General features: G+C 61.2%; 17 protein-coding genes, 1 tRNA gene and 2 rRNA genes (1 of these 20 running past the window's edge). 9 read left to right on the top strand and 11 right to left on the bottom strand.

Features of this window, described 5'->3' with window-relative positions; translation table 11 throughout:
- Positions 1–113 precede the first annotated feature (113 nt).
- The 4 genes from DTQ13_RS04735 to DTQ13_RS04720 are packed head-to-tail and all read right to left on the bottom strand — an operon-like array spanning position 114 to position 8,587.
- A complete protein-coding gene (locus DTQ13_RS04735; protein WP_081562577.1) occupies positions 114–3,095 on the bottom strand; it encodes a glycosyltransferase in 2,982 nt (993 codons plus the stop codon).
- 2 nt (positions 3,096–3,097) lie between these two features.
- On the bottom strand, positions 3,098–4,927 hold the full coding sequence (locus DTQ13_RS04730) for a tetratricopeptide repeat protein (RefSeq protein WP_248460228.1): 1,830 nt from the start codon (positions 4,925–4,927) through the stop codon (positions 3,098–3,100).
- Positions 4,928–4,949: 22 nt separating this feature from the next.
- Positions 4,950–6,440 carry an HlyD family type I secretion periplasmic adaptor subunit gene (locus DTQ13_RS04725; protein WP_086431839.1) on the bottom strand — a complete coding sequence of 497 codons (1,491 nt, stop codon included), beginning with the start codon at positions 6,438–6,440 and terminating at the stop codon, positions 4,950–4,952.
- Positions 6,437–8,587, bottom strand: coding sequence for a peptidase domain-containing ABC transporter (locus tag DTQ13_RS04720; protein WP_248461226.1), 2,151 nt, complete (start codon positions 8,585–8,587; stop codon positions 6,437–6,439). Before DTQ13_RS04720 ends, DTQ13_RS04725 begins: the two co-directional genes overlap by 4 nt.
- Before the next feature lie 393 nt (positions 8,588–8,980).
- Here DTQ13_RS04720 and DTQ13_RS04715 point away from each other — a divergent pair, with 393 nt between their 5' ends.
- Positions 8,981–10,465: a YdiU family protein gene (locus tag DTQ13_RS04715; protein WP_086431838.1), complete on the top strand. Its 1,485-nt coding sequence runs from the start codon at positions 8,981–8,983 to the stop codon at positions 10,463–10,465.
- A gap of 35 nt (positions 10,466–10,500) precedes the next feature.
- Here DTQ13_RS04715 and DTQ13_RS04710 read toward each other — a convergent pair whose 3' ends face one another.
- From DTQ13_RS04710 to DTQ13_RS04695, 4 genes are all read right to left on the bottom strand, one after another.
- Complete coding sequence (locus DTQ13_RS04710; protein WP_248460227.1) at positions 10,501–10,815, bottom strand: invasion associated locus B family protein; 315 nt, start codon at positions 10,813–10,815, stop codon at positions 10,501–10,503.
- On the bottom strand, positions 10,812–11,051 hold the full coding sequence (locus tag DTQ13_RS04705; protein WP_248460226.1) for a hypothetical protein: 240 nt from the start codon (positions 11,049–11,051) through the stop codon (positions 10,812–10,814). The genes DTQ13_RS04710 and DTQ13_RS04705 overlap by 4 nt, the downstream gene beginning before the upstream one ends.
- 74 nt (positions 11,052–11,125) lie before the next feature.
- On the bottom strand, positions 11,126–11,647 hold the full coding sequence (locus tag DTQ13_RS04700; protein WP_143539872.1) for a DUF5384 family protein: 522 nt from the start codon (positions 11,645–11,647) through the stop codon (positions 11,126–11,128).
- Positions 11,648–11,675: 28 nt separating this feature from the next.
- Positions 11,676–12,197, bottom strand: coding sequence for a hypothetical protein (locus DTQ13_RS04695; RefSeq protein ID WP_043559746.1), 522 nt, complete (start codon positions 12,195–12,197; stop codon positions 11,676–11,678).
- Positions 12,198–12,439: 242 nt separating this feature from the next.
- On the opposite strand from DTQ13_RS04695, the gene DTQ13_RS04690 reads away from it, so the two are divergent.
- From DTQ13_RS04690 to DTQ13_RS04655, 8 genes are all read left to right on the top strand, one after another.
- On the top strand, positions 12,440–13,696 hold the full coding sequence (locus DTQ13_RS04690) for an adenosylmethionine--8-amino-7-oxononanoate transaminase (protein WP_086442223.1): 1,257 nt from the start codon (positions 12,440–12,442) through the stop codon (positions 13,694–13,696).
- Positions 13,693–14,877: an 8-amino-7-oxononanoate synthase gene (locus tag DTQ13_RS04685; protein ID WP_248460225.1), complete on the top strand. Its 1,185-nt coding sequence runs from the start codon at positions 13,693–13,695 to the stop codon at positions 14,875–14,877. Before DTQ13_RS04690 ends, DTQ13_RS04685 begins: the two co-directional genes overlap by 4 nt.
- Positions 14,874–15,512: an alpha/beta fold hydrolase gene (locus DTQ13_RS04680; protein ID WP_227449780.1), complete on the top strand. Its 639-nt coding sequence runs from the start codon at positions 14,874–14,876 to the stop codon at positions 15,510–15,512. The genes DTQ13_RS04685 and DTQ13_RS04680 overlap by 4 nt, the downstream gene beginning before the upstream one ends.
- Entirely contained in the window at positions 15,509–16,288 is a 780-nt protein-coding gene (locus tag DTQ13_RS04675) for a methyltransferase (RefSeq protein WP_248460224.1), read from the top strand. The genes DTQ13_RS04680 and DTQ13_RS04675 overlap by 4 nt, the downstream gene beginning before the upstream one ends.
- Positions 16,289–16,293: 5 nt before the next feature.
- Complete coding sequence (gene bioD, locus DTQ13_RS04670) at positions 16,294–16,983, top strand: dethiobiotin synthase (RefSeq protein WP_248460223.1); 690 nt, start codon at positions 16,294–16,296, stop codon at positions 16,981–16,983.
- 122 nt (positions 16,984–17,105) lie between these two features.
- Positions 17,106–18,641, top strand: a complete 1,536-nt coding sequence (locus tag DTQ13_RS04665; RefSeq protein ID WP_248460222.1) for a glucan biosynthesis protein — start codon at positions 17,106–17,108, stop codon at positions 18,639–18,641.
- Positions 18,617–20,809, top strand: a complete 2,193-nt coding sequence (mdoH, locus tag DTQ13_RS04660) for a glucans biosynthesis glucosyltransferase MdoH (RefSeq protein ID WP_248461209.1) — start codon at positions 18,617–18,619, stop codon at positions 20,807–20,809. The genes DTQ13_RS04665 and mdoH overlap by 25 nt, the downstream gene beginning before the upstream one ends.
- Before the next feature lie 177 nt (positions 20,810–20,986).
- Entirely contained in the window at positions 20,987–21,409 is a 423-nt protein-coding gene (locus DTQ13_RS04655) for an organic hydroperoxide resistance protein (RefSeq protein ID WP_043559686.1), read from the top strand.
- A gap of 377 nt (positions 21,410–21,786) precedes the next feature.
- Here DTQ13_RS04655 and DTQ13_RS04650 read toward each other — a convergent pair.
- The 3 genes from DTQ13_RS04650 to DTQ13_RS04640 form a co-directional block, all read right to left on the bottom strand.
- Positions 21,787–21,863 (bottom strand) — tRNA-Met (locus DTQ13_RS04650).
- A 38-nt stretch (positions 21,864–21,901) separates the two neighbouring features.
- Positions 21,902–22,016 (bottom strand): 5S ribosomal RNA (rrf, locus tag DTQ13_RS04645).
- Between the two features lie 85 nt (positions 22,017–22,101).
- Positions 22,102–23,302, bottom strand: a 23S ribosomal RNA gene (locus DTQ13_RS04640) (it continues 1,536 nt past the right edge of the window).

Genomic DNA, 23,302 nt, shown 5'->3' with positions numbered 1-23,302 from the left:
CCATGCGTCAAGCGCGAGGCGCCCACATTGCACAGAACATCTTAAAACGTCCCTGTAATCATAACTGATTTGATAATATTCTGCAAAATGTCATCGTCATATATGGGCACGGTTCACTCCTGGCGACATTTTTCCCGCAGGAAAACACCAGCCAGCCGTTCCACCGGAAGCCCCAGCGGCAGAACCTGTCCCCAGGCTGGCCCCGCCTGCCTGAGACGTTCCGCAGAAGCACCGATATCAAAGCCCACGACCGGCAGCCGGGCCTTCCACAACCAGCCCAGCGCATAGCACCATGTCTCGGGGGCAATGGATGTCACGAAACCAACATCCGCCTTCACATCCTCTATCAGGGGCAGAACATCCCTGTCCTCATAAGAGCCAGTCACCCTGATGCCCGCCGCAAGGCTGGCCGTGTCATCATGTGTACTTCCAACAACTATGAGTTGCAGAGGAAGCCCTTCCCTCTGGATGTGCTGCCCCAGCGCCAGAAGCACATCATGACCTTTCCAGCGGCTGATTCCCCCCAGAACCAGTATTTTCAGAGGCCGCTCCGGCGTTGGGAGGCGCTCACTGCGCAACAGGGGGCCTGATGCCCTGATCTGCCAGTCATCTTCCAGCGGCTCGATGCTGATATCCCCAAGGCCGGGCATGTGCCGCCTCAACCGAGAGGCCGCATCCATGGACGGGGCCACGATCCTGCGGGCCTGACGCAGCTCCCTGTCCGAGCGGGCCAGAAAAGCAGGCAGTGTCAGCCCATCATCCGCCAGCACGCTGCCCCGCCCCAGACATTCCATGCAGCCCGCCATGGAGGGTTCCCCGCAATAGCGGCCATGCCTGTCCAGCAGTGCGATGCGGGGACAGAACCAGACATGGTCATGCACATGGACATCATACGGCACGCCCAACTGCTGCGGCAGGTCACGCAGGCCCGGCTCATGGCCCAGCATATGGTGCCACACAACAAGACGGACGCCGAGCTGGCGCAGAAAAGCCAGCAGCACGGGCTGTTCTGCTGGCAGGGTGAACACCAGATTGGGGGCCTCCAGCCCTTCCACGGGGCTGACCACCCGGCAGCCTGTTTCCGTGGGCTCCAGAATGATGGGCAGAAGCCCCGCCTGCCCCAGCAGGGCCGCCTGCTCTCTCACAGCACGGGCCACCCCTCCGCCCCCACGATGCTGGAACAGGGCCACCGCTCCGACAAAACGCTCCCTGTGCTGGCGCAGCCGCCGCCCGTCCAGCAGCCGGCGGTAATCCCGCAACGGATTCACCTTCTTCCACCGCTGTATGGCCGCATCATAGCCGGGATACAGGCGATTCAGTATGTCCAGATTGCGACGCAGGAGAGGCACTGCCTCCTGCCCGAAAGACCCATGCCCATGGTGCAGGACATAGACATCCACAGCGGCCAGATGGCGGAAGCCAGCCTCGCTAGCCCGGAGGCAGAAATCATTCTCCTCAGCATAACCCTGGGCAAAATAAGCCCCTCTCAGTTGCCCCACCTCGGCCAGACAGGCTGCTGCAATCCCCATGCAGAACCCGTTGGCCGTCGGCAGCTCCACCACCGGCCGGACACTTTCCGCCTGTTCCTGCAAAAGCCTGTCCATGGCGGCCAAGGCTGCGGGATCAGGCGCCGGGTTGTCACGCTCATGCGACGGATAGGATGTCAGCCCCCCCGCATTGGAGAAAGGCGTGACCGTCCCTGCCCGCTCAAGACGCAACCAGTGGCACAGGCGCTCCACCCAATTGCCAGAAACGAGCGTATCACTATTGAGCAGAATGACATCCCACCCGGCTGGCACAAGAGCCATTCCAGCATTGATGCTGCTGACAAACCCCTGGTTCGTCATCTGCCGGTGCAGGATGATACGGCCCGCTGCCGCCAGCCTGTCCAGATGATCCCGAATCCCGGCATCCGGGGACGCATCATCCACGATGATGAGGCGACAGGAGTCCGGCATGGTGGCCAGAACGGAGGCCAGACAGGCCCGCACCTCGGCCTCCCCCCGATAGACCGGCACAATGATGGCACAGCCTGTCCCCACAGCGTCTTTCCGCCTGTCGGCCCCGCCGCGCTTCCGGACCATGCGGCACCCCGATTTCGTCCAGCCCTTCCTCCTGTTTCCCCCCTCTTCTGGCGTACGCATCAGCTGTACCAAGGCGGGATCAAGCGGAGCGCCCTTCAGCAGGCGGTCATACTGATCCTGAAAACCGGTCGGGCGGTGCAGCAGGCGGGGCCAGTCCGCATAAGGCAGGTAAAAACCCCGGGGCCGTTGCAGCAGGGCTGTACTGCTGAAGGCTTCCGCAGGACGGTCCACCCGTAGCGGATCCTCATGCCCCTCCACCCACAACCATGGCAGAAAGTCCGGCTCACCAGGATACCACAACCAGCCCCGGACACCCTCCGCCTCCGCCATGACCAGCGACTGGCAACGTATCAGGGCCTGTATGTCGATCGGGCTCCCCAATACCGGCCGGTCATGACACAACACGACAAGCTGCTGACCCCGCCACCATGGTCCGGCCTCCTCCGGCACCAGCCGGGCCAGATCATGCACACCGGCTGTCACTGTTCCCAAACGTCGGCCATCCAGCACAAGGTCCACCGGGCCAACTGCACGCAGCCGCAGAGCCCCCGCATTGGACAGCACGGCCCAGCCCGGCACCCCGAGAGGAAAAGACAGGCTGTCCGCCAGGGCATGATGCTCCACCGTCAGACTGTTCCGGGACAGGACCTGCCCCATGATGCGGGCCGCTGGCCCGGTGGCCCCGCATCGCAGATACCCTCCTGCCAGAGCCAGCCCGGCTTCCCGCAGCCCATACCGGGCCCACAGACGTTCCAGCCGCGGCAGGGCCTGCGGAATGGCACCACTCTCCAGCAGAGCCATGGCACAGGTAAAGCTGATATTGTCATCCCGCCCGGACAGCGCTTCGGCCCGCTTCAGCCAGAAGAGACCATCCTCCCGCCTGCCCTGGGTCAGGCAGGCCCGGCCTTCATCAAACGCAGTCTGGATGGCCTGCATATGCCGGGCTGTCCAACGAGCCTCATCCTGTACCCGGAGAAGACGACCATAACCCGGGATGAAGCTGGCCTGCATCTTCACCGGCTGATCCCGGTCTCCACTGCCGCCATGTCCATCAAGGCGGGGTCCTGCGAGGCCTCAGCAGAAGGGTCTGCCAGACTGTCCAGCAGGGTCTGTGCCTGTTCAATTCCCTGCCGTGCAGCCTGCCCCAGCCAATACCGGGCCTGCTCGCCATTCTCAGGCCCACCCAGCCCCCGGAGCAGGTAGCGCCCCAGCATCATCTGGGCCAGACCATGCCCCCGTTGTGCGGCTTCCTCGAAACATTCACGGGCCCGCTCCAGATCGACCGGCACATCGTGACCACCCCCATGCATGGCACCAAGGGAGAAATAGGCCTCTGGCAACCCGGCCTCGGCGGCTTTCTGGTACAGCTCCAGCGCCCTTGCATGGTCCCGGCTTCCGCCCACCTGCCCTGTCACGAGCAGCTGCGCCACACTGACACAGGCTTCCGGCATACCCTGGCGGGCGGCCTTGTCCATCCAGAGAAAACCATCTTCCCTGCTCTGTACCACGCCACGCCCTTCAAACAGCATACGGCCATACCAGTACTGTGCGTTGACGACACCTTCCCGTGCCAGACCCAGCCAGTAGAAGGCCTCCGTCTCATCTGCCGTGCCCCCTACACCCTGCGCAAGACAGACGCCCAGATTGAAGGCACCAAGCAGATTTCCGCCTTCCGCCTGCTGCCTGAGACGCTGCTGGAGGCTGCGCTGTTCATCTTCCGGGCGGGTCACACCGGCCAGCACCAGATTGCCAAGGTCTGCATCGGCCATATGGTCCCCCAGCATGGCAGCATGGTTGAACCACTGGGCCGCTTTTCTCTCATCCCGTGGGACGCCGGTTCCTGTCAGATACAGCACGGCCAGCACACGGGCCGCAGGGGTATGATGCTGTTCAGCAGCAAGCTGATACCAGCGGGCGGCCTCCATCGGGCGCCGGAGCAGTTCTTCCCCCCGGATGTACAGGTCTCCCAGCAGGGCCGCTGCCTCGGCATCCCCGCCATAGGCTGCCCGGCGCAGCCAGCTTTCCCCCTGGATGACATTGACCTCTACCCCAACGCCTTTCAGGAGCATCAGCCCGTACCGGGCCTGGGCAGACGGAATGTTCTGCTCGGCGGCTTTCAGATAATGACTGGCAGACTTCCCGGCATCACGGGCCTGGCCACTGGCACCATGCTCGTAAATCCACCCCATGGCAGCATTGGCCAGACCGATGCCACCCTCTGCGGCCTGCTGGAGAAGCTCCACAGCCTGCGCCCGCTGACTGTCATCCTCGGCCTCATCCAACAGGATGAGTCCCAACCCGAGCGCCCCCTGCAATGACCCGCCCCGCACAGCTTCGCCATACCAGTGACGTGCAGCCTGCCTGTCCTGCAGGTCATCAGGACCATGATTGAAAATATGCCCCAAAAGGGCCTGGGCCTCGACATGCCCGGCGGCGGCACTTTTTTCCGCCCATATGCGGGCCCGGGCAAAATCCGGCTTGTGGGCATCCATGGCATCCGTATCAAAACGCTCATAGAGGCCACTGCCTGCGGGAACGGTCCTGGCCGGGTCAAATCCGTCCGGCACACCCATGGCGAACAGCGTAGCCAGCGTAAAACTGGCCTCGCCAAGACCAGCCTCCGCCGCAACAAACGTCCAGCGGGCACCTTCCTCCAACGAAGAAGGCGTCCCCTGACCGGACAGATAACACTGCCCAACCCTGTATGCCGCCTCTGGAACGCCCGCATTTGCAAGTTTTGCGAAAAGGGAAAAAGCCTGTGGCGTTTTCCCCTCTTCCAGCAACCGGGTTGCCCGGGCAAGCCTGCGAGCTTTGGTGTCAAAAATGGCAAGCCTGCGTGCCATGGCCATGAGCCAACCTCCGCCTTTAAGAGGGCTCTCTCATACCCTCTGTTGCTGCGGGTACAACGCGACTGAACAGATATTTCAGGATCGTCCGCTTGCCGACATCAATATCGGCCGTCACTGGCATACCCGCACTGGGATGGAAGAAAGAAGGCTGACCATGAAGGGTATATTTGTCAATTCTTAGCCGGACACGATAGAAAATGACAGAATCACCCTGTTTCATCATGGCAGAAGGATCAATCCCGGCCCTGATGTTCCCCTCGACCATTTCAGGTGGCAGGAACGTATCGGCACTGATGATGCTGACCGTACCCTTCGCCCCGCCATACTGGACATAAGGGAAGCTGGCAAACTTGATGATGGCATGATGGCCCTGCCGTACGTAGGCGCTGTCCTGCGGGCTCATGAGAGCCTCCACCTCCAGCCCGCTGTCGGTCGGCTCCAGCGTCATCACCCGCAGGGTGGGTTCCACCGTCGCTCCGACAGAAATGGGGGCTATGGTCAGCACGACACCATCCTGTGGGGCCCGCAGATCGATTTCCTTCTGCTGGACACGCCCTTTGCGGTAGTCACTCCTCAGCTGGTCCAGCCGCCGCTCGCCAACCACGAGCATTTCATAGATCTTCGTCTTCCATGACTGGATATAGCTTTCCCGCAAGGCCCTGAGGGCGCTCAGACGGTTTTCCGTAGCACCAGCCGTCTGCTGGGCAGAGATCAGCGCCCGCTCCGTATCCATCACGGCGTCCTGTGCCCCGAGGGTGGAAAGACGGGACCCCACGGCTTCTTTCTGCTCCCGTTCCCGCATGTCCAGCACGGCCTGCGTGACCTTCAGCTTGCTGGCATACATGGCCGCACTGGCCCTGGCCGCCTGAAGGTCGTTCTGCATTCCGGCGATGCGACGGTCAAAATCCGCAACGTGGGACTGATAATCCACCTTCATCTGCATGAAGACCTGCGCCTGCTGGATGGAGGCTGGCACGTTCATGTCTGCCTGATAGTCCCCATCGGAGGCCTGCGCCTTGAGCCGGGACACTTCCGCCTGAAGGGACTGCATCTGGGCGGAGAGATTCTCCATGTCCACATTGCTCAGTGTCGGATCCAGACGGGCCAGAACCTGCCCTTTATGGACATATTCGCCAACCCGGGCATTGATCGATCTGACACGCCCCTGGGCCACAGGCTGTACCACCACGATGGGAGCGGTCGAGATGATCCGCCCCGTGACAGTCACGACCTTGTTGAGCGGGAACAGCGCCATGGCCGCCACGCTGGCCAGCACCAGCGACCCCACAAGCCACGTGATGTAGCGTGCCGAGGCCGTCATGGGCAGATTGACCATCCCCAGCGTAGGAGAATGGAACTCCAGCAGGGCTATGGGCATGTCCTCCGGGGCAAACGGATCATCCGCCTTACGTGGCCCCTTGTGGTTGTCCTCATCCATGTTGGGGGCAGCCTGCTGCTCTGTCTCCTGTGCGGGGCCAGACCCGGTATGCCTGCTCTCGCTCATCATTCCTGCCCTCCTGAAGACGGACCATCACCTGCCTGTGCATCCTGCGAAAGATGCCGGTTCTGCTGGAGCCACAAGGTACGGTACACGTCGCAGCGTTCCAGCAGGACCTCATGCGGAGCAATATCAATGGCCCGCCCCTGATCCATCACGGCAATCTGGTCACAATCCACCAGCGAGGACAGACGGTGCGACACGATCACCATGGTCCGCCCCTTGGCCAGATTCTTCAGGTTGGCATTGACGAGGGCCTCGGATTCCGGGTCCAGCGCAGATGTTGCCTCATCAAGAATCATGAGTTTGGGGTCGGAGATCACGGCACGGGCAATGGCCAGACGCTGCCGCTGGCCACCGGAAATGTTGGTCGATCCTTCCTCGATCCACGTCTCATACCCAGCGGGCATACGCTCGATGAATTCCTCCGCACCAGCCAGACGGGCCGCCCGGATCACATCATCCAGTGTCAGACCCGGGCGCCCGGCGGTGATGTTGTCATGAATGGTGCCCCGGAAGAGGAAGTTGTCCTGAAGGACCACACCAAAAGACCGCCGCAGGTAATGGAGGTTGATCTCACGCAGGTCGACACCATCAAGACGCAGGTAACCCTGATATTCCCGGCTGACCCCCTGAAGAAGACGGGTGATGGTTGATTTACCGGACCCGGAACGCCCGACAAGGCCGAGCATGGTCCCGGCAGGAACCTCGAACGTCACGTTCGACAAGGCCTTGGTCGAAGCCCCGGGATAGGTGAAATTGATGTTGCTGAAGCTCAGCGCTCCCTTGATGGGCGGACGCATGCCGTGGGTCAGGGCGTAGGTTTCCGTTGGCTGATTGAGCACCTCGCCAGCTTCCCCCAGAGACACGGTCACTTCATTGAGGGACTCCATGATCTTGGCCAGACCGACCAGCGGCGAAGCCACACGGCCGCCCAGCATCATGAAGGCCATGAGCGCACCGCCCTGCATGGTGTTGGCGTCCGTCAGCACCAGATAGGCCCCAACCAGGATGATCCCCCGGTTGATGAACATGTTGAGCGGCTGCACCATCGTGCTGACCCAGTTGGCCAGACGCTGGGACGCCAGACGCCAGTGGATGACAACGGCCGTGCGATTGTCCCACGCTGCCCGCCGGGTATTTTCCAGCGCCAGGGTCTTGACGGTACGGATACCGGCCACGGTCTCATACAGTGTGGCTCCCCGCTGCATCTCCGCCCGGACCATCTTGCCCGCCACACGGCTGACCACAGGCAGCATGATGACCACGATCAGACCGATGGCCCCGGCAGCAACGAGTGTCAGCCAGGCCAGGGTGGAGCTCATGTAGAACAGCACCGGCATGACAACCATCAGCATGAACATGTCGAGCATGGTGTTCAGCACCTGCCCGGTCATGAAGTCACGTACCTTGAAGATGGAGTTGAAGCGCCCCAGCACCTCACCAGCCTGCTGGCGCTCATAGAACTCCAGCGGCAGGGCAAGAAGGCGGTTGAAGGCATGGAGGGAGATACGGGCATCCAGCCGGGTACTGACCACCAGTGTCAATTCCTGCCGGGCGTAAGTCAGCAGCACTTCGTACAGGCTTAGAATGACGACAAAACCCGTCAGGGAGACCAGGGTCGCCATGGAGTGATAGTTGATGACCCGGTCCACCACCTGCATGACGATCATGGCCGGGAACAGTCCCAGAACGCTCAGCACCATGGAGGAGAAGACGATGTCCCGCAGGCCCTTCTTCTCCCGCATGACCATTTTGGCGAACCAGTAGAAGTCGAAATTGGCGTCCGCCTCGGATTCATCGCTGCGTTTCTTGATGAGGACGACATCACCCGTCCAGAGCTGCATCAGCCTCAGCTCATCAATCGGAACAGGTGGCTCTCCCTCGCCCTTGAGGGGGTCCCGCAGCCAGACAATACCCTTCTCAGGGTCCGTACGGACCAGCAGGCCAGCAGACCCATCCCTGAACAGAAGCACGACAGGCGGCGTGAAGCCCAGCTTTACGAGATACCGCCACCGCAGGCGCATCCCCTTGGCCACGGCCCCAAAATCCCTGAGCCAACGGACAAGGGTTGCAGGCGACGGAGACGACTCCCCAGGCTCTGCGGCAAAGTCGTGTATATCCAGCTCGATACCATGATACCGCACCGCTGCCATGACGGCCCGCAGACGAATATAGACCGGGCTCACACGCTGTGGCCTGGCATTGCCATGGTCTGGCCCATGGGTATTGGACTTGTGGCCTCCAGCTTCCTGCCCGGAAGACTGTTCGCCAGTTGGAGGCTGGTTCTCCACAGAATATCCTTACCTTGTCTCTTCACCCGCATCAGGCGTTCTGCTGCCTGATACCCCACTCACATCATGCCAGACGGAAATCTATAGGCAGTTACAGGCCACAAGCAAGGGCACAATATGATTTGCTGTTACTTTTTGCTCATCTTGTGGTGCCTCCCTCTCTCCCCTTCCATTCTCCCAGCCAGCTCCCCATCTGGAAGGCACTGAACGGGGCCACCATGGCCTCCCTCTTGCCCAACAGCAGAAGGCCCCTCCATGCTGACACCTCCGCACCAGGCGGCATCCCTGCCGGATTTCTTTTACCGCCCCCTCACCCTGCCTGTTGCCACAGCCCCCCGCCTCGTTGCCCTGAATACGGACCTGGCACAACAGCTCGGCCTTGATGTGGACTGGCTGCACTCTGCCGAAGGGCTGGCCTTTCTCTCCCGCGGGCTGCTGCCAGGCCGGGATGACACGTCACCAGGGCCTGTGGCGATGGCCTATGCCGGACACCAGTTCGGCCAGTTCGTTCCCTCTCTGGGTGATGGCCGGGCCGCCCTCATTGCCGACTGCCAGATGGAAGATGGCTGTCTGGTGGAGCTCCAGATAAAAGGAACAGGCCCGACACCCTTCTCCCGCAGCGGTGATGGCCAGAACACGCTGGGGCCCGCCTTGCGGGAATATCTGGTGAGTGAAGCCATGCATGCTCTCGGGATTCCTACCACAAGAGCACTGGCCGTATTGACGACCGGTGACATGGTAGACCGGAGCGAGGGCCCCGTACCCGGTGCCCAGATCGTACGGGTGGCCCGCAGCCATGTCCGGGTCGGCAGTTTTCAATATGCTGCGGCGCATGGCGGGCTGGAGCATGTCCGCCAGCTGGCGGATTTCACCATCCAGCGCCTGTTCCCCGACCTCGCTGCGGAAGGGCCGGGCCGTTATCTGGCGCTGCTGAAAACCGCCATAAAACAGCAGGCCCAGCTTGTGGCACGATGGATGGAGGTCGGCTTCATCCACGGTGTCATGAACACTGACAACTGCGCCCTCTCCGGGGAAACGCTGGATTATGGCCCCTGCGCCTTCATGGACCGGTTCGACCCCATGAAACGCTTCAGCTTCATCGACAGGGATGGCCGCTATGCCTATGGCCGGCAGCCCGCCCTGGCCCTGTGGAATCTCAGCCGTCTGGCAGAATGTCTGTTTCCACTCTTTGATGACGATGAGGACAGGGCCATCGACCAGGCGCAGGAAGCCCTGCATGATTATGACGGGCTGTTCCACCATCACTGGCTGGCAGGTTTCCGGCGCAAGCTGGGACTGGAAACACGGGATGACCATGACATCCGCCTGCTGGAGCATGTTCTGGAAACCATGCATACCGGGCAGGCCGATTTTACGAACACCTTCCGCATGATGGGCTCCCCGGAAGTCGCCATCGACGGGGATTATTCAGCCCTGCGGGACCTGTTCCCCGGCAACAGGGGCCATTTCGACCTGTGCCGGACAGAAATCCTTCATCGCCTGACGCTGGAGACACGCCCGCCAGAACTCCGCCAGAAAACCATGCAGGGCACGAACCCCCGCATCATCCCCCGCAACCATCAGGTTGAAGCGGCCCTGTCACAGGCCATGACGGGCGATTACCGGCTGTTCCACAAACTTCATGAAGCCCTGAAGACCCCTTTTGCCGAGGCCGATGACGGGCTGGATGCTGCCCCCCGGCCAGAGGAGGAAGTCCACCACACATTCTGCGGGACATGACACTCCCCGCCACTGTCAGGCGGGGAAAGCTCTTTTCACTGCGTCAGGCTGCGGACACGCTGAAGGGCCTGATCCAGCCCTTTCGTCGAGAAAAAGAGCTTCATCGGCTTGCCGGAAAACGTCATGGCCGTGAAAACCGCCTTCGGCTCTTTCAGCAGGCTGGCCCATTGCTGGTCATCAAAGCTCAAGGGAACAAGGCACCCTGTCGGCAGGCAGGTGGAAAAGGAATAGACATCCCCTACAGGCTGGGAGGCGTTGGTCAGTGTCAGGCCACGAACCAGGTCCAGCCCGAAGGGCACCGTAGCCACACCACGCACCTGCGTTCCGTCAGTCTCAAGACGGATGCTCATGACCCGCCTGTGGGACCGGGGCTCCAGCGCCTGCTGCTGCATGGCGCACTGAACATGACCATCCCCCCTGCCCCATCATCAGGTGCCAGGCAGGCCACATCCCAGTCCTGATAACGCTCCCGCAGGGAGCTGGCCCCGTTGGGCAGGCTGGACGCCGCATAGGCGAACACCCCCGACAGAAGCACACAGCCCCAGAGCCCCCCCAACAGTCGCACCGCCACACCACCTTTTGCCATGGTCTTTTTTCCGTCCCGAGCCATTTCAGTCGTCCGGCCTTATAGACCATAGGACCCTGCTGGTCACCAGCCTGTCAGTTGCTTTCCCACCAATGCCGCTGCGCCATCCGGGCGGCCGTGCCCACATCCGCCTTCAGTTTGGCATCGCCCTGCGAGGTCTGGATCACACGGTCCGTCTCGGCCTGTTTCCGGGCGAGATCGGCCTTGATGACGTCATCCTCCCGGCTGGCCCTGGTCTCCAGCATCTTCAGCTTGAGCTGCTCTTCCTTCAGCTCAAGCTCACGGCTGGCCTCCTTGTAACGCCGGTCATCCTGCCATTCCGCATCACTGCGGGAATTGCGGGCAGCCGCAATGCGGGCGGCACTGTCCGCTGCCTGCCGCCGCAACCTTTCCTGCCTCTGCTGCGTCGCCCGGGCAGCCTGCTGCTGGGCGGCCTCCAACGCCAGACGGCGCTGGTCCTGACTGTCCTGGATGCGCCCAAGTGTCTCGAGCTGGGCAGGGTCTGTCGCCTGTGCAAGGGCGGCACCCCCCATCCCCCAGGGAGCTGCCAGAACCAGAGCCAGCAACATACGATTCCATCCACCTGAACGCATCATTCCATCCTCCTCCGGGAAAGACTCTGCCTCAACGCTTCGGGCAGGCCGCATTGGGCTGGACACGGGTCCCATTCTCACCCGTTGACACCAGCAGTGCCGTACCGGGCCGGTACTCGCAAGTCCGGCCCACCTGTGTGGAGAGCAGGACATCCCCGCCAGCCCGGTCCTGGTAAGCAATCGTCACACCATCAACAAGCGTATGACCACCCACAGCCTGCCCACCCACAAGGGATCCCCCCAGGGCACCACCGGCACCAGCAGCCAGACCACCGCCCCAGCCAGCATGACCAGCACCAACGGCCAGACCACTGCCAAGAGCTGCCCCCAGAATGCCACCGACAATCTTCGCCGTATCGCGGTTACGGGAATTGTCCACGTTCACACGGGCAGCAGACACGGAAATGATCTGCACGGCACGGCCCCGCTGCACGGTATTGACCTGGGACTGGTCATAGACATCCGGCCGTGACTCCTGTCCCGGCGTCACACAGGCACCCAGAGCCAGAAAAGGTACGATCATGACAGCCATCAGGCCACGGGTTTTCAACATGGTCTCTCCACTCTCCAGAACAGCCCACCACAGAATACAGACAGGGCCATGAAAAAAGCCTTCCATTACAGGAACATCCCTCCAGGCAGCACCACCCGGGAAGGCCAACCATCCCTTTTTCCAGAAACAGGAACCCCATCGTCAAGCCGGATTCGTGCAAAATTCTTCCACCTTTACGGGACATCACCGGTCCGATAGTGAACCAGTTCATGTTTCCCTGACTGTCAGACGGACCCAGCCCCATGACCACTGCCAGCACCCTCCCCCATCTCTGGCTGCCCTACAGCCAGATGCAGACCGCCCCCATGCCGGTGGAGGCTGCCGCCACCTCCGGCAGCACCATCACCCTTGCGGATGGACGGACGCTTGTTGATGGCATCGCCTCATGGTGGACGGCCTGCCACGGCTACAACCATCCCCATATCCGGCAGGCCCTCGTCCGGCAGGCAGAAACGATGCCGCATGTCATGTTCGGCGGGATGGTCCACCAGCCCGCCATGACACTGGCCCGGCGTCTGTCAGACCGGCTGCCCGGCGATCTGGAGCGGGTCTTCTTCACCGATTCAGGGTCCGTGGCGATGGAGGTGGCAGCCAAGATGGCCATCCAGTACCAGCTCAACCAGGGGCGGGAAGGGCGGCACAGGCTCCTCTCCTTCCGGGGCGGGTATCATGGGGACACGCTGGCCATGATGGCCGTCTGCGACCCGGAAGAAGGGATGCACCGCCTGTTCGGAGAGGCACTGACACCGCAGATCATTGCCGACCTCCCCACCACGCCCGGGACGCTGGCGGCACTGGAAACCCTTCTCTCCGAGCGGAGCCACGAGATCGCCGCCATCATCACCGAACCCCTCGTGCAGGGGGCAGGCGGGATGCTCTTCCATGGGCCGGAAACCCTCCGTCATCTCCGCCGTCTCTGCGATGACCACGGCATCCTGCTCATCATTGATGAAATCTTCACCGGGTTCGGCCGGACGGGGACATTTTTCGCCTGCGAACAGGCCGGGATCACGCCGGACATCATCACCCTGTCCAAGGCCCTGACAGGCGGCACCATGCCCCTCGCCGCCACCATTGCCCGGAAACACGTGTTCGAGGCCTTCCTCTCGGATGATCCGCTCCATGCCCTCATGCATGGCCCGACCTTCATGGCCAATCCACTGGCCTGTGCCGTGGCCAATGCCTCGCTGGACCTGTTCGATCAGGAACCACGGCTGGAACAGGTCCAGTCCATCAGTGCCCAGATGGCAGCAGAGCTGGAACCCTGCCGCTCCCTGCCCGGCGTCAGGGATGTCCGTGTTCTGGGTGCCATCGGTGTCGTGGAACTGGAAACGCTGGATGACCCGGAGGCCCTCAAGCGGGCCTTCATCGAAAAGGGCGTCTGGGTCCGTCCCTTCCGGCGCATCGTCTATCTCACGCCCGCCTTCACCATCACGCCCGATGAGCTGAGCAGACTGACCGGCAGCATCCATCATGTCCTGAAGGACCATCTGGGATGAACACCCTCCAGTCCGCCCTTCAGGCAGCCCTGCATGAGCGGGACCGCCAGCATACCCGCCGCCATCTTGTCCCCGTGGAACAGCAGGGCGGCTCTCTGCTCCGTCAGGGCCGGAAGCTGGTTGATGTCACCTCCAACGACTATCTCGGCCTTGCGGACCATCCCCTGCTGCGCCAGAGGGCGGCAGACTGGGCGGAACGGTACGGCACGGGCGCACGGGCCTCCCGCCTTGTCAGCGGTACCCTGCCCCTGCACACGCAGCTGGAAGAAAAACTGGCCCGCTTCAAGAAAAGCGAGGCGGCCCTGCTGTTCGCCAGCGGATGGCAGGCCAATGCGTCCCTGCTCCCCGCCCTCAACCACCTGTCCCGCCAGCAGACGGGCCATCCGGCCATCCTCTTCATGGACCGCCTGAACCATGCCAGCCTGCATCATGGCTGTCTGGCGGCCGGGCTGCGGCAGGTGCGCTTCCATCATAACGATCTTGCCCATCTGGAAACCCTGCTGGACCGCCATGCCGACCAGAAGGGCCTGAAATTCGTCATCACCGAGAGTGTCTTTTCCATGGATGGAGACCGGGCCGACATCCCCGCCCTGCGGGCACTGGCAGACCGTCACGGGGCCTTCCTTTACGTTGATGAAGCCCATGCCACCGCCGTTCTGGGGCCGGGTGGGTGCGGCCTGTCCAGCGGGCTGGCGGACATCACCATGAGCACGGCCAGCAAGGCCCTGGGTGGAATGGGAGCCTTCGTGACGGGAAGTCGGGCCCTCTGCGACTATCTGGTCAATCAGGCCTCCGGCTTCATTTACAGCACGGCCCTGCCCCCTGCCTGCCTCGGGGCACTGGATGCCGCCCTTGAGATCGTCCCTTCACTGGAGGCTGAACGCCTGCATCTCCAGCATCAGGCCAGCCGTCTGCGCCAGCGACTGAATGATGCAGGGTGGAAGACAGGCCCCTCCAGCACACAGATCATTCCGGTCATGATCGGAGACAGTGAAACGGCCCTGCATGTCGCCCGTTCTCTGGAAGAAAAGGGGTTCCTCAGCATTGCCATACGCCCGCCCACCGTCCCGCCCGGCACGGCCCGCCTGCGGATCGCTCTGGAAAGCCGCCTTTCCGCCACCACCATAGACCAGCTCGGCGACGCCCTGCTGGACAGCCTGCGGAGTGTGACGCCCCGATGATGACGCTCCATTTCCTGCATGGCTGGGGCTATGATGCCAACTTCTGGACACCACTGCGGCAGCATCTGCCGGAATTCCGGCATGTCTGTGCTGATGCGGGCTATTTCGGAGCGGCGACACGGCCAGACCTGCCGGAAACTCCCTTCTGGGCCGTGGGCCATTCCGCCGGGGCCTGTTCCCTGCTGGCCCTGGAAGCACCGCACTGCCTTGGCCTCATCAGCATCAACGGCTTTGCCCGCTTCACCAGAGACGGGGATTTCCCGGACGGTGTGCCGGAACGCATCCTTCACCGCATGATCCGGCAGCTGGACCGTCAGCCACGGGATGTCCTGCACCAGTTCCGCCAGATGTGTGGAGAGACCGCCCCCGTTCTCCCCACCACCCTGGACCATGAAGCCCTGAAAACCGGTCTTGCCGCACTGGCCGGGATGGACCACCGCCCCCTCCTGCCCCGCTGGGAAGGGCGGCTCCACAGCCTGCACAGCCCGGATGACCCGCTCTCTCCTGCCAGAAACGGGCTGGGCCCCGCAGCCAATGGCATCACCCTGCCCGGCGGGCATCTTCTGCCCCTCACGCACCCGCAGGACTGCGCCATCCTTCTCAGGCGCATCATCAGGGACACTCCTCTGGCATGACATCCCACCGCAAGACCGACATTGCCGCCCGCTTTGATGCCGCCCACGATTATGAACAGGCGGCCTTCATCCAGAAACAATGCGCCCGGATGCTGGCCGGACGCATCCGCCAGAGCCATCTCCTGCACCCGCCCCGCCGGATTCTGGAATTCGGCTGCGGAACCGGCCTGCTGAGCCGTGAGCTGACGACCGCTTTCCCGCAGGCGGACCTTCACCTGACCGACCTGGCCCCTGCCATGCTGGACAGGGTCCGCCGGACTCTGGCTCCTCTACCCGCAACCGTGCATCTTTATGTCATGGATGGGGAACACCCCCAGCCACAGGATGAAACAGGTGGAGGGTTCGACCTCATCACCTCCAGCCTCTGCCTGCAATGGTTCGAGGACCGGGCCGGAGCCTTCCGTGACCTTGTGGCTCTCCTGCGGCCCGGCGGCCGACTGATGGTCAGCACCCTGCTGGCGGGCAGCCTGCATGAATGGCAGGAAAGCTGTGAAGCCGCCGCCATTCCCTGTGGCGTGCCGGACTATCCCACCCTCACGCAGCTTCAGCAGGACTGGCCACCGGGAGGGCATGGCCAATGGGACGCCTGCCCGCTCCACGACCCCAGCCCCTCGGCCCGGCACTTCCTGAAGGGGCTGCGCATGATCGGGGCGTCCCTGCCGAAAAACGGGCATCAGCCGACCCTGGGCCTGCGCAGGGCCATGCGCCATTTTGACAGCCATTTCGACCATGTGACCTATCAGGCCGCCTTCGGCGCCTTCCAGAAAGGACACTGACCACCATGCTCCTCTCCTCCCCCTCTCCTCTGCCACAGGCGGCTCCGCAAGGCGTTTTCGTCACCGGGACGGATACCGGCGTTGGCAAGACGCTCACCAGTGCCATCCTGACGAAAGCGTGGCAGGGCACATACTGGAAGCCGTTCCAGACCGGTCTGGCTGAAGAAGAAGGGGATACACCCACCGTCCAGCGTCTGACCGGCCTGCCGGACGGGCATTTCCTGCCCCCGGCCCATGCCTTTCAGGCCCCCCTGGCACCGGCTGCGGCCGGCCTGCTGGAAGGTGTGACGCTGGACCCTGACCAGCTCACCCTGCCTGCTGTCCCGCAGGCTCCGCTGATCGTGGAAGGAGCTGGTGGCCTCATGGTCCCCCTGACAGATACCATGCTGATGATCGACCTCATTGCCCGACTGGGCCTGCCCGTCATTCTGGTCACACGCAGCGGGCTGGGGACGCTCAACCACACGCTGCTCAGCCTGGAAGCCCTGTATCGACGTGATATTCCTGTCCTCGGCTTCATCACCAACGGGCCAGCCTCTCCCCAGAACAGCCAGACGCTGGAACGGCTGGGACGGACCCGGTCTCTCCATCACCTTCCCGCAATTCCCGGCACACCAGAGCCCCATGATATCAACAGGATAACGTGCCAGTTTCCGTCCTGGGAGGAAATATGGAACCTGAACAGTCCCCTTTAATCAGCATTGAGACTACATTTTTTTAATGTAATCTGCCCTGAAATTACCATTCCCTCACCCTTTGATCCCGGGTTAGACAGGGAACAGGACTGTATGGACAGGCGGGGTTTTGAAAGTACATCATGAAACTGCATCGTCGTGAACTTGTAAAAGCAGGTATGAGCCTCGGAGCAGGACTGGCTCTTGCAGGGGGACGCAGCCTGCGGGCACAGACAGTCGACGTCGCTCCGACCCATTTTGATGACGGTACCGTGCGCTCCCTGGCCCAGGCTCTGGCCGGCAGAAGCTACCATGCACCACCGAAAGACCTGCCCGACTCTCTGGCCCACATGACGTTCGACCAGTTTTCGTCCATCCAGTTCAATCCTGAAAAAACCCTCTGGGGACAGGACCATCTGGCCTTCGATGTCCAGTTCTTTCCCCGTGGCTATCTGTACAAACAGCAGGTTGATGTTTTTGAGGTCGAAAATGGCGCCGCCCACCCCATCACCTGCACAGCTGACACATTCAGCAGCCGGGATTCCTCTCTGAACGTCAGCGCCGGGGAGGGTTTCTCCGGCCTGCGCATCCGCTATGCCCTCAACCGGCCTGATGTCATGGAGGAATGTGCGGTTTTCCTCGGGGCTTCCTATTTCCGTGCCGTGGCAAAAGGGCAGAATTACGGCCTGTCTGCCCGGGGCTTTGCCAAGGATACCGGCACACCGACCGGTGAGGAATTCCCCGTTTTCCGGGCCTTCTGGCTTGAGAAGCCGGCTACGGGCAGCCAGTCCCTCGTCCTGCATGCCCTGATGGACAGCCCCTCCCTGACCGGTGCGTTCCGCTTTACCATCCGTCCCGGGGAGACGACCCTTTTTGATGTCCAGTCCACCTTCTTCCCCCGTGTGGACATCTCGGCAGGCGGCATCGCCCCACTGACAGGCATGTATTATTTCGATGCCAATGACCGGGTGCATGTGAATGACTGGCGACCTGCCGCCCATGACAGTGAAGCCCTCCAGATATGGACGGGCGCTGGCCAGAACATCTACCGCCCGCTGACCAACCCGACCGACCTCCAGCTCTCATCCTTCAGTGATGCCGGGCCCTATGGCTATGGGCTGATGCAGCGCAAACGGTCCTTCCATGATTATGAAGACCTCGCCCTGCATTACGAAAGGCGCCCCTCCTTATGGGTGGAGCCTGTCGGCAACTGGGGCAGGGGCAGTGTCAATCTGGTGGAGATTCCTACTCCCAGTGAAGTCAACGACAACATCGTATCCTTCTGGCGCCCCCAGTCCCCCATGAAGGCCGGGCAGAGCTACAACTTCACGTATCGCATGTACTGGGGCTGGGACACGCCATGGCCGACCCATCTGGCCCGCATCCATGATACCCGTGTCGGTGCCGTGACGGATCACCCCGACAGGGTCCAGTTCGTGCTGGATTTTGATGGTGAGCCGTTCCGTACACTTTCCGATCCGGCTTCCTACCACCTTGTCGCCCAGACATCGACAGGCAGCATCGGAGCCATCACACTCATGCCAAATCCGGACATCAATGGCATCCGGGCCTTCTTCCAGCTGACCCCTGGGGAGGCGAAACTCTGCGAGCTTCAGGTCCAGCTGGCCAACATGCAGGGGCCTGTTTCCGAGACATGGCTGTACCGCTGGACCCCATGAGAGAGATGCAACACACGCAGCAGACTGCTTTTCTTCCTCCCGAATCTCCCCTGCCCATGCCCGTGCAGGACCTCCACAAGGCACCGGACCGCCATGGCCGGGCCTTCTGGCGGCTCCCTACGACCCCGACGCTGCTCTGGCTGCGGCGCCTGGCCGTGTTTGGGGCTGCTTTCCTCCTGACCGGCTACAGCGTGGTCAAGATCAACGCCGTCTTCAACTCCCTGGGAACAAGCACGCTAGGGATCATCATGCTGGGGCTGTTCAGTATCCTCAGCTTCTGGATCTCCCTGTCCTGCGCCTCGGCACTCGGGGGCTTCTGGGCCATGCTGCGTCATGGCGGGCTGGGGCTTGGCATCCGCCGCACCGGCCCACTGCCGCAACTGTCCGGCAAGACCGCCATCCTGCTCCCCACCTACAATGAGCCGCCCCAGAGGGTGATGACCAATCTCCGGGCCATGCTCAAGAGCCTTCAGGAGACGGGACGGGGCGACCATTTCGACATCTTCATCCTTTCCGACACGACTGATCCAGACATCTGGGTGCAGGAAGAGCAGGCCATTCTGGACCTCCACAAACAGGATTACGCCCGCAAGCACCTGTTCTACCGCCGCCGTTTCAAGAACACGGACCGCAAGGCAGGGAATATCGGCGAATGGGTTACCCGTTTTGGCGGGGCCTACCCGGCCATGCTCACCCTGGATGCAGACAGCCTGATGGATGGTGGACTGATTGTCCGCATGGCGGCCGCCATGGAACAGCATGAGCAGGTTGGTCTCATTCAAAGCCTGCCTGTCATCGTGGGGGGACAGACACTCTTTGCCCGGATGCAGCAGTTTGCCGGACGTGTTTATGGGCCACTGATTGCACAGGGGATTGCCTGGTGGCATGGCTCGGAAGGTAATTACTGGGGCCATAATGCCATCATCCGCACGCAGGCCTTTGCCGAGCAGGCCGGTCTGCCACACCTTCCCGGCAAGCCACCTTTTGGCGGGCATATTCTGAGCCATGACTTCATCGAAGCAGCCCTGATGCGCCGTGGCGGCTGGGCCATCCACATGGTTCCGGGTCTGAGTGGTTCCTATGAGGAAAGCCCCCCTTCCCTGACGGACATTGCCGTACGGGATCGCCGCTGGTGCCAGGGGAACCTTCAGCACGCCCGTATCCTCTTCACCAGGGGGATGCACTGGGTCAGCCGGTCCCACATGCTGGTGGGCATCGGTTCTTACATCATGTCACCACTCTGGCTGCTGTTCCTGCTCTTTGGCATTCTCATTGCCTTGCAGGCACATTTCTATCATCCAGAATATTTCAGCACACAGCGCAGCCTTTACCCACATTGGCCGCACGTGGATCCCATTCTGGCCCGGCTGGTCTTCATCCAGACCATGATCGTCCTTCTGGCCCCCAAGGCTCTGGCTTTTCTTGCCATCTGTCTTGACCCCAAAGAGCGGGAACAGGCAGGTGGTGTGGTACGGCTTGGCTGGTCCATTCTGCTGGAAACGCTCATTGGGGCACTCATTGCCCCGATTGCCATGCTGATCCAGACCTCGGCCATCCTGTCCATCCTGCTGGGCCGTGATTCCGGCTGGAAGGCCCAGAACCGTGACGATGGCAGCCTGCCCTGGGCTGATACGGTGCGAAAATACTGGTTCTACAGCCTGTTCGGCCTCATTCTGAGCGCTGCGGCGTGGTCCGTGTCCCTTTCCCTGTTCCTCTGGATGCTGCCTGTCCTGATCGGCCTGCTGCTGGCCATTCCTCTTGTCGGCTTCACCAGCAGCAGCCGGATTGGTCAGGCAATGCGTAAAGCTGGTCTTCTTCTCATTCCTGAAGAAACGGCGCCACCGCCGATCATCCAGAAAGCACATGAAGAACGGAATCACCCACATCCTGTAATTGTGGAGGCTTTTCACGCTCTTCGCAGCAGTTCGGCCCTGAGACATGCCCACCTGCGGACACTGCCTCCCCCTCGGAAGCCAGGAGACCCCATCTCCGTGCCGCTGCTGACTGGCTCCCTGAAGCTTCAGGAAAGTGCAACCCTGGAAGACGCTCTGGCACAGCTGACACCAGCGGAGAAGGCTGCTGTCCTGAGCTGTAGCCATGACATTGCCATTCTGGCAGACCTCCCTGTCAGCACACCCAACCTTACAGATGCGCCACAGCACCACTGACAGTTATACATCTTGAACAAGAGTTGGAGCTGCCCTGATTTTTTTATGGGGCAGCCCCATTGTCTATAACGACGCAGAGCCCATCTCTACAGGCAGAGGTTTCCAGTCGGTATCCCACGGGACCGGCTGGGACCAACCACCATAACAGGCCCTTCGCATGGGGGCGGGAGTAGGTTCATGTCCATCAACGTTGTTTACAAAACCACGGCACGCGCAACCGGTGGCCGGGATGGGTTTGCAGAGACCACAGACGGCAGCTTCCGTGTTGACCTTGGTGTTCCCAAAGAAATGGGTGGCAATGGCAAGGGCAATAACCCGGAGCAGCTTTTTGCTGCTGGTTATTCCGCCTGTTTCCTCGGTGCCATGAAATTTGTTGCTGGTGAAGAGAAGATCGAAATTCCTGCGGACACGCATGTTCAGGCTACAGTCGGCATCGGTCCCCGCTCTGACGGCGGTTTCGGGCTGGAAGTTGCCATTGAGGTGTCCCTGCCGGGTATGGACCGGACGAAAGCCGCTGAGCTGGTGAAGAAGACGGAGTTCGTCTGCCCCTACGCCAATGCTACGAAGGGAAATATCAAGACGGTCGTTACGCTGGTCTGATTAGTTGGAACAGGGCGCTGACCCAGCGCCCTGCCCTTCTGTCTTAAGAGATTGCTTCATTGTAATGTAGCAATAGCCACGCTGACATCATGAAGGTCTCTTCTTGAATGTCGTAATGACGAGCGCCACTGCTGCCAATAGGGTAACCTGGAACCCAAATCCAAACGTAATCTGGGATATCACCTTCCTGGCCAACACTCCCGGGTCAGGCATTGAGAGCGCTTGCTGGGCAGAAAATTGCCCGAACAATCCACCCAAACCATTCATGAGCCCATTTGTAGAGCTCTGCAGGCACGCTTCCCCACAACATAGCTCTACCGTTAACAAGCAATATGCCGATGGTTCCGTATCAACTTGTTTGGGAGTATTTGTGGGTATGGATGCGGGGGTAGGATTTGAACCTACGACCTTCAGGTTATGAGCCTGACGAGCTACCGGGCTGCTCCACCCCGCGTTGGTGGGTGGTTTTTATGGGGGTGGGTGAGCGAGGGGACCTGGCGGCGACCGACTTTTCCGCTCCTTAAGGAGCAGTATCATAGGCGCTGGAGGCTTTAACGGCCGAGTTCGGGATGGGATCGGGTATGGATCCTCCGCCATGGCCACCAGGTCTTCCCGCTCACCCATGTGGGTGTTTGGGGGTGTTTTGGTTGGTGTTTTCTGGAGTGTGACTGACTACTGTGCATGTGTTCTGGTGTGTGAGAGATATGGGCGATTAGGATCAGTCAGCTACACATGTTGCCATGCTTTCACACCTGACCTATCGACGTCCTGGTCTTGGACGGCCCTGTGAGACCTAGTTTTGAGGCTGGTTTCCCGCTTAGATGCTTTCAGCGGTTATCCATTCCGAACTTAGCTACCCGGCTGTGCCGCTGGCGCGACAACCGGTGCACCAGAGGTTCGTTCATCCCGGTCCTCTCGTACTAGGGACAAATCCTCTCAAGTCTCTTACACCCACGGCAGATAGGGACCGAACTGTCTCACGACGTTCTAAACCCAGCTCACGTACCACTTTAATCGGCGAACAGCCGAACCCTTGGGACCTGCTCCAGCCCCAGGATGTGATGAGCCGACATCGAGGTGCCAAACCTCCCCGTCGATGTGGACTCTTGGGGGAGATCAGCCTGTTATCCCTAGAGTACCTTTTATCCGTTGAGCGATGGCCCATCCACGCGGGACCACCGGATCACTATGGCCGACTTTCGTCTCTGCTCGAGCTGTCACTCTCGCAGTCAGGCGGGCTTATGCCATTGCACTCGACAGCCGGTTTCCGACCGGCCTGAGCCCACCATCGCGCGCCTCCGTTATTCTTTGGGAGGCGACCGCCCCAGTCAAACTGCCCACCATACAGGGTCCCGGACCAGGCTGACTGGTCTCGGTTAGATATCAGAAAAGTTCAGGGTGGTATTTCAAGGATGGCTCCACCGGAGCTGGCGCCCTGGTTTCAAAGCCTCCCACCTATCCTACACAAAACTTTCCTGATACCACTGTAAAGCTGCAGTAAAGGTTCATAGGGTCTTTCCGTCTGACCGCGGGTACCCCGCATCTTCACGGGGAGTTCAATTTCGCTGAGCCGATGCTGGAGACAGCGGGGAAGTCGTTACGCCATTCGTGCAGGTCGGAACTTACCCGACAAGGAATTTCGCTACCTTAGGACCGTTATAGTTACGGCCGCCGTTTACCGGGGCTTCGATTCGACGCTTGCACATCTCCTCTTAACCTTCCGGCACCGGGCAGGCGTCAGACCCTATACGTCATCTTTCGATTTCGCAGAGTCCTGTGTTTTTACTAAACAGTCGCTACCCCCTGGTCTGTGCCACCCGCCGATGGTTGCCCACCAACGGGTCTCGTTTCTTCCGAAGTTACACGAGCAATTTGCCTAGTTCCTTCAGCATC

The sequence above is a fragment of the Parasaccharibacter sp. TMW 2.1888 genome, from assembly GCF_023167265.1.
GTDB lineage: Bacteria > Pseudomonadota > Alphaproteobacteria > Acetobacterales > Acetobacteraceae > Bombella > Bombella apis.
Note: the sequence above shows the minus strand (reverse complement) of the source record. Positions and strands in the feature narration are given on the sequence as shown.

Excerpts from the sequence above, each read along its gene's own strand:
- DTQ13_RS04735 (WP_081562577.1), bottom strand. The coding sequence starts at position 3,095 with ATGCAGGCCAGCTTCATCCCGGGTTATGGTCGTCTTCTCCGGGTACAG.
- DTQ13_RS04675 (WP_248460224.1), top strand. The coding sequence starts at position 15,509 with ATGACATCCCACCGCAAGACCGACATTGCCGCCCGCTTTGATGCCGCC.
- mdoH (WP_248461209.1), top strand. The coding sequence starts at position 18,617 with ATGGCTGTACCGCTGGACCCCATGAGAGAGATGCAACACACGCAGCAG.
- DTQ13_RS04715 (WP_086431838.1), top strand. The coding sequence starts at position 8,981 with ATGCTGACACCTCCGCACCAGGCGGCATCCCTGCCGGATTTCTTTTAC.
- DTQ13_RS04695 (WP_043559746.1), bottom strand. The coding sequence starts at position 12,197 with ATGTTGAAAACCCGTGGCCTGATGGCTGTCATGATCGTACCTTTTCTG.
- DTQ13_RS04710 (WP_248460227.1), bottom strand. The coding sequence starts at position 10,815 with ATGAGCATCCGTCTTGAGACTGACGGAACGCAGGTGCGTGGTGTGGCT.
- DTQ13_RS04730 (WP_248460228.1), bottom strand. The coding sequence starts at position 4,927 with ATGGCACGCAGGCTTGCCATTTTTGACACCAAAGCTCGCAGGCTTGCC.
- DTQ13_RS04665 (WP_248460222.1), top strand. The coding sequence starts at position 17,106 with ATGAAACTGCATCGTCGTGAACTTGTAAAAGCAGGTATGAGCCTCGGA.
- DTQ13_RS04690 (WP_086442223.1), top strand. The coding sequence starts at position 12,440 with ATGACCACTGCCAGCACCCTCCCCCATCTCTGGCTGCCCTACAGCCAG.
- DTQ13_RS04655 (WP_043559686.1), top strand. The coding sequence starts at position 20,987 with ATGTCCATCAACGTTGTTTACAAAACCACGGCACGCGCAACCGGTGGC.
- DTQ13_RS04685 (WP_248460225.1), top strand. The coding sequence starts at position 13,693 with ATGAACACCCTCCAGTCCGCCCTTCAGGCAGCCCTGCATGAGCGGGAC.
- DTQ13_RS04705 (WP_248460226.1), bottom strand. The coding sequence starts at position 11,051 with ATGGCAAAAGGTGGTGTGGCGGTGCGACTGTTGGGGGGGCTCTGGGGC.
- DTQ13_RS04720 (WP_248461226.1), bottom strand. The coding sequence starts at position 8,587 with ATGGCAGCGGTGCGGTATCATGGTATCGAGCTGGATATACACGACTTT.
- DTQ13_RS04700 (WP_143539872.1), bottom strand. The coding sequence starts at position 11,647 with ATGATGCGTTCAGGTGGATGGAATCGTATGTTGCTGGCTCTGGTTCTG.
- DTQ13_RS04725 (WP_086431839.1), bottom strand. The coding sequence starts at position 6,440 with ATGATGAGCGAGAGCAGGCATACCGGGTCTGGCCCCGCACAGGAGACA.
- DTQ13_RS04680 (WP_227449780.1), top strand. The coding sequence starts at position 14,874 with ATGATGACGCTCCATTTCCTGCATGGCTGGGGCTATGATGCCAACTTC.
- bioD (WP_248460223.1), top strand. The coding sequence starts at position 16,294 with ATGCTCCTCTCCTCCCCCTCTCCTCTGCCACAGGCGGCTCCGCAAGGC.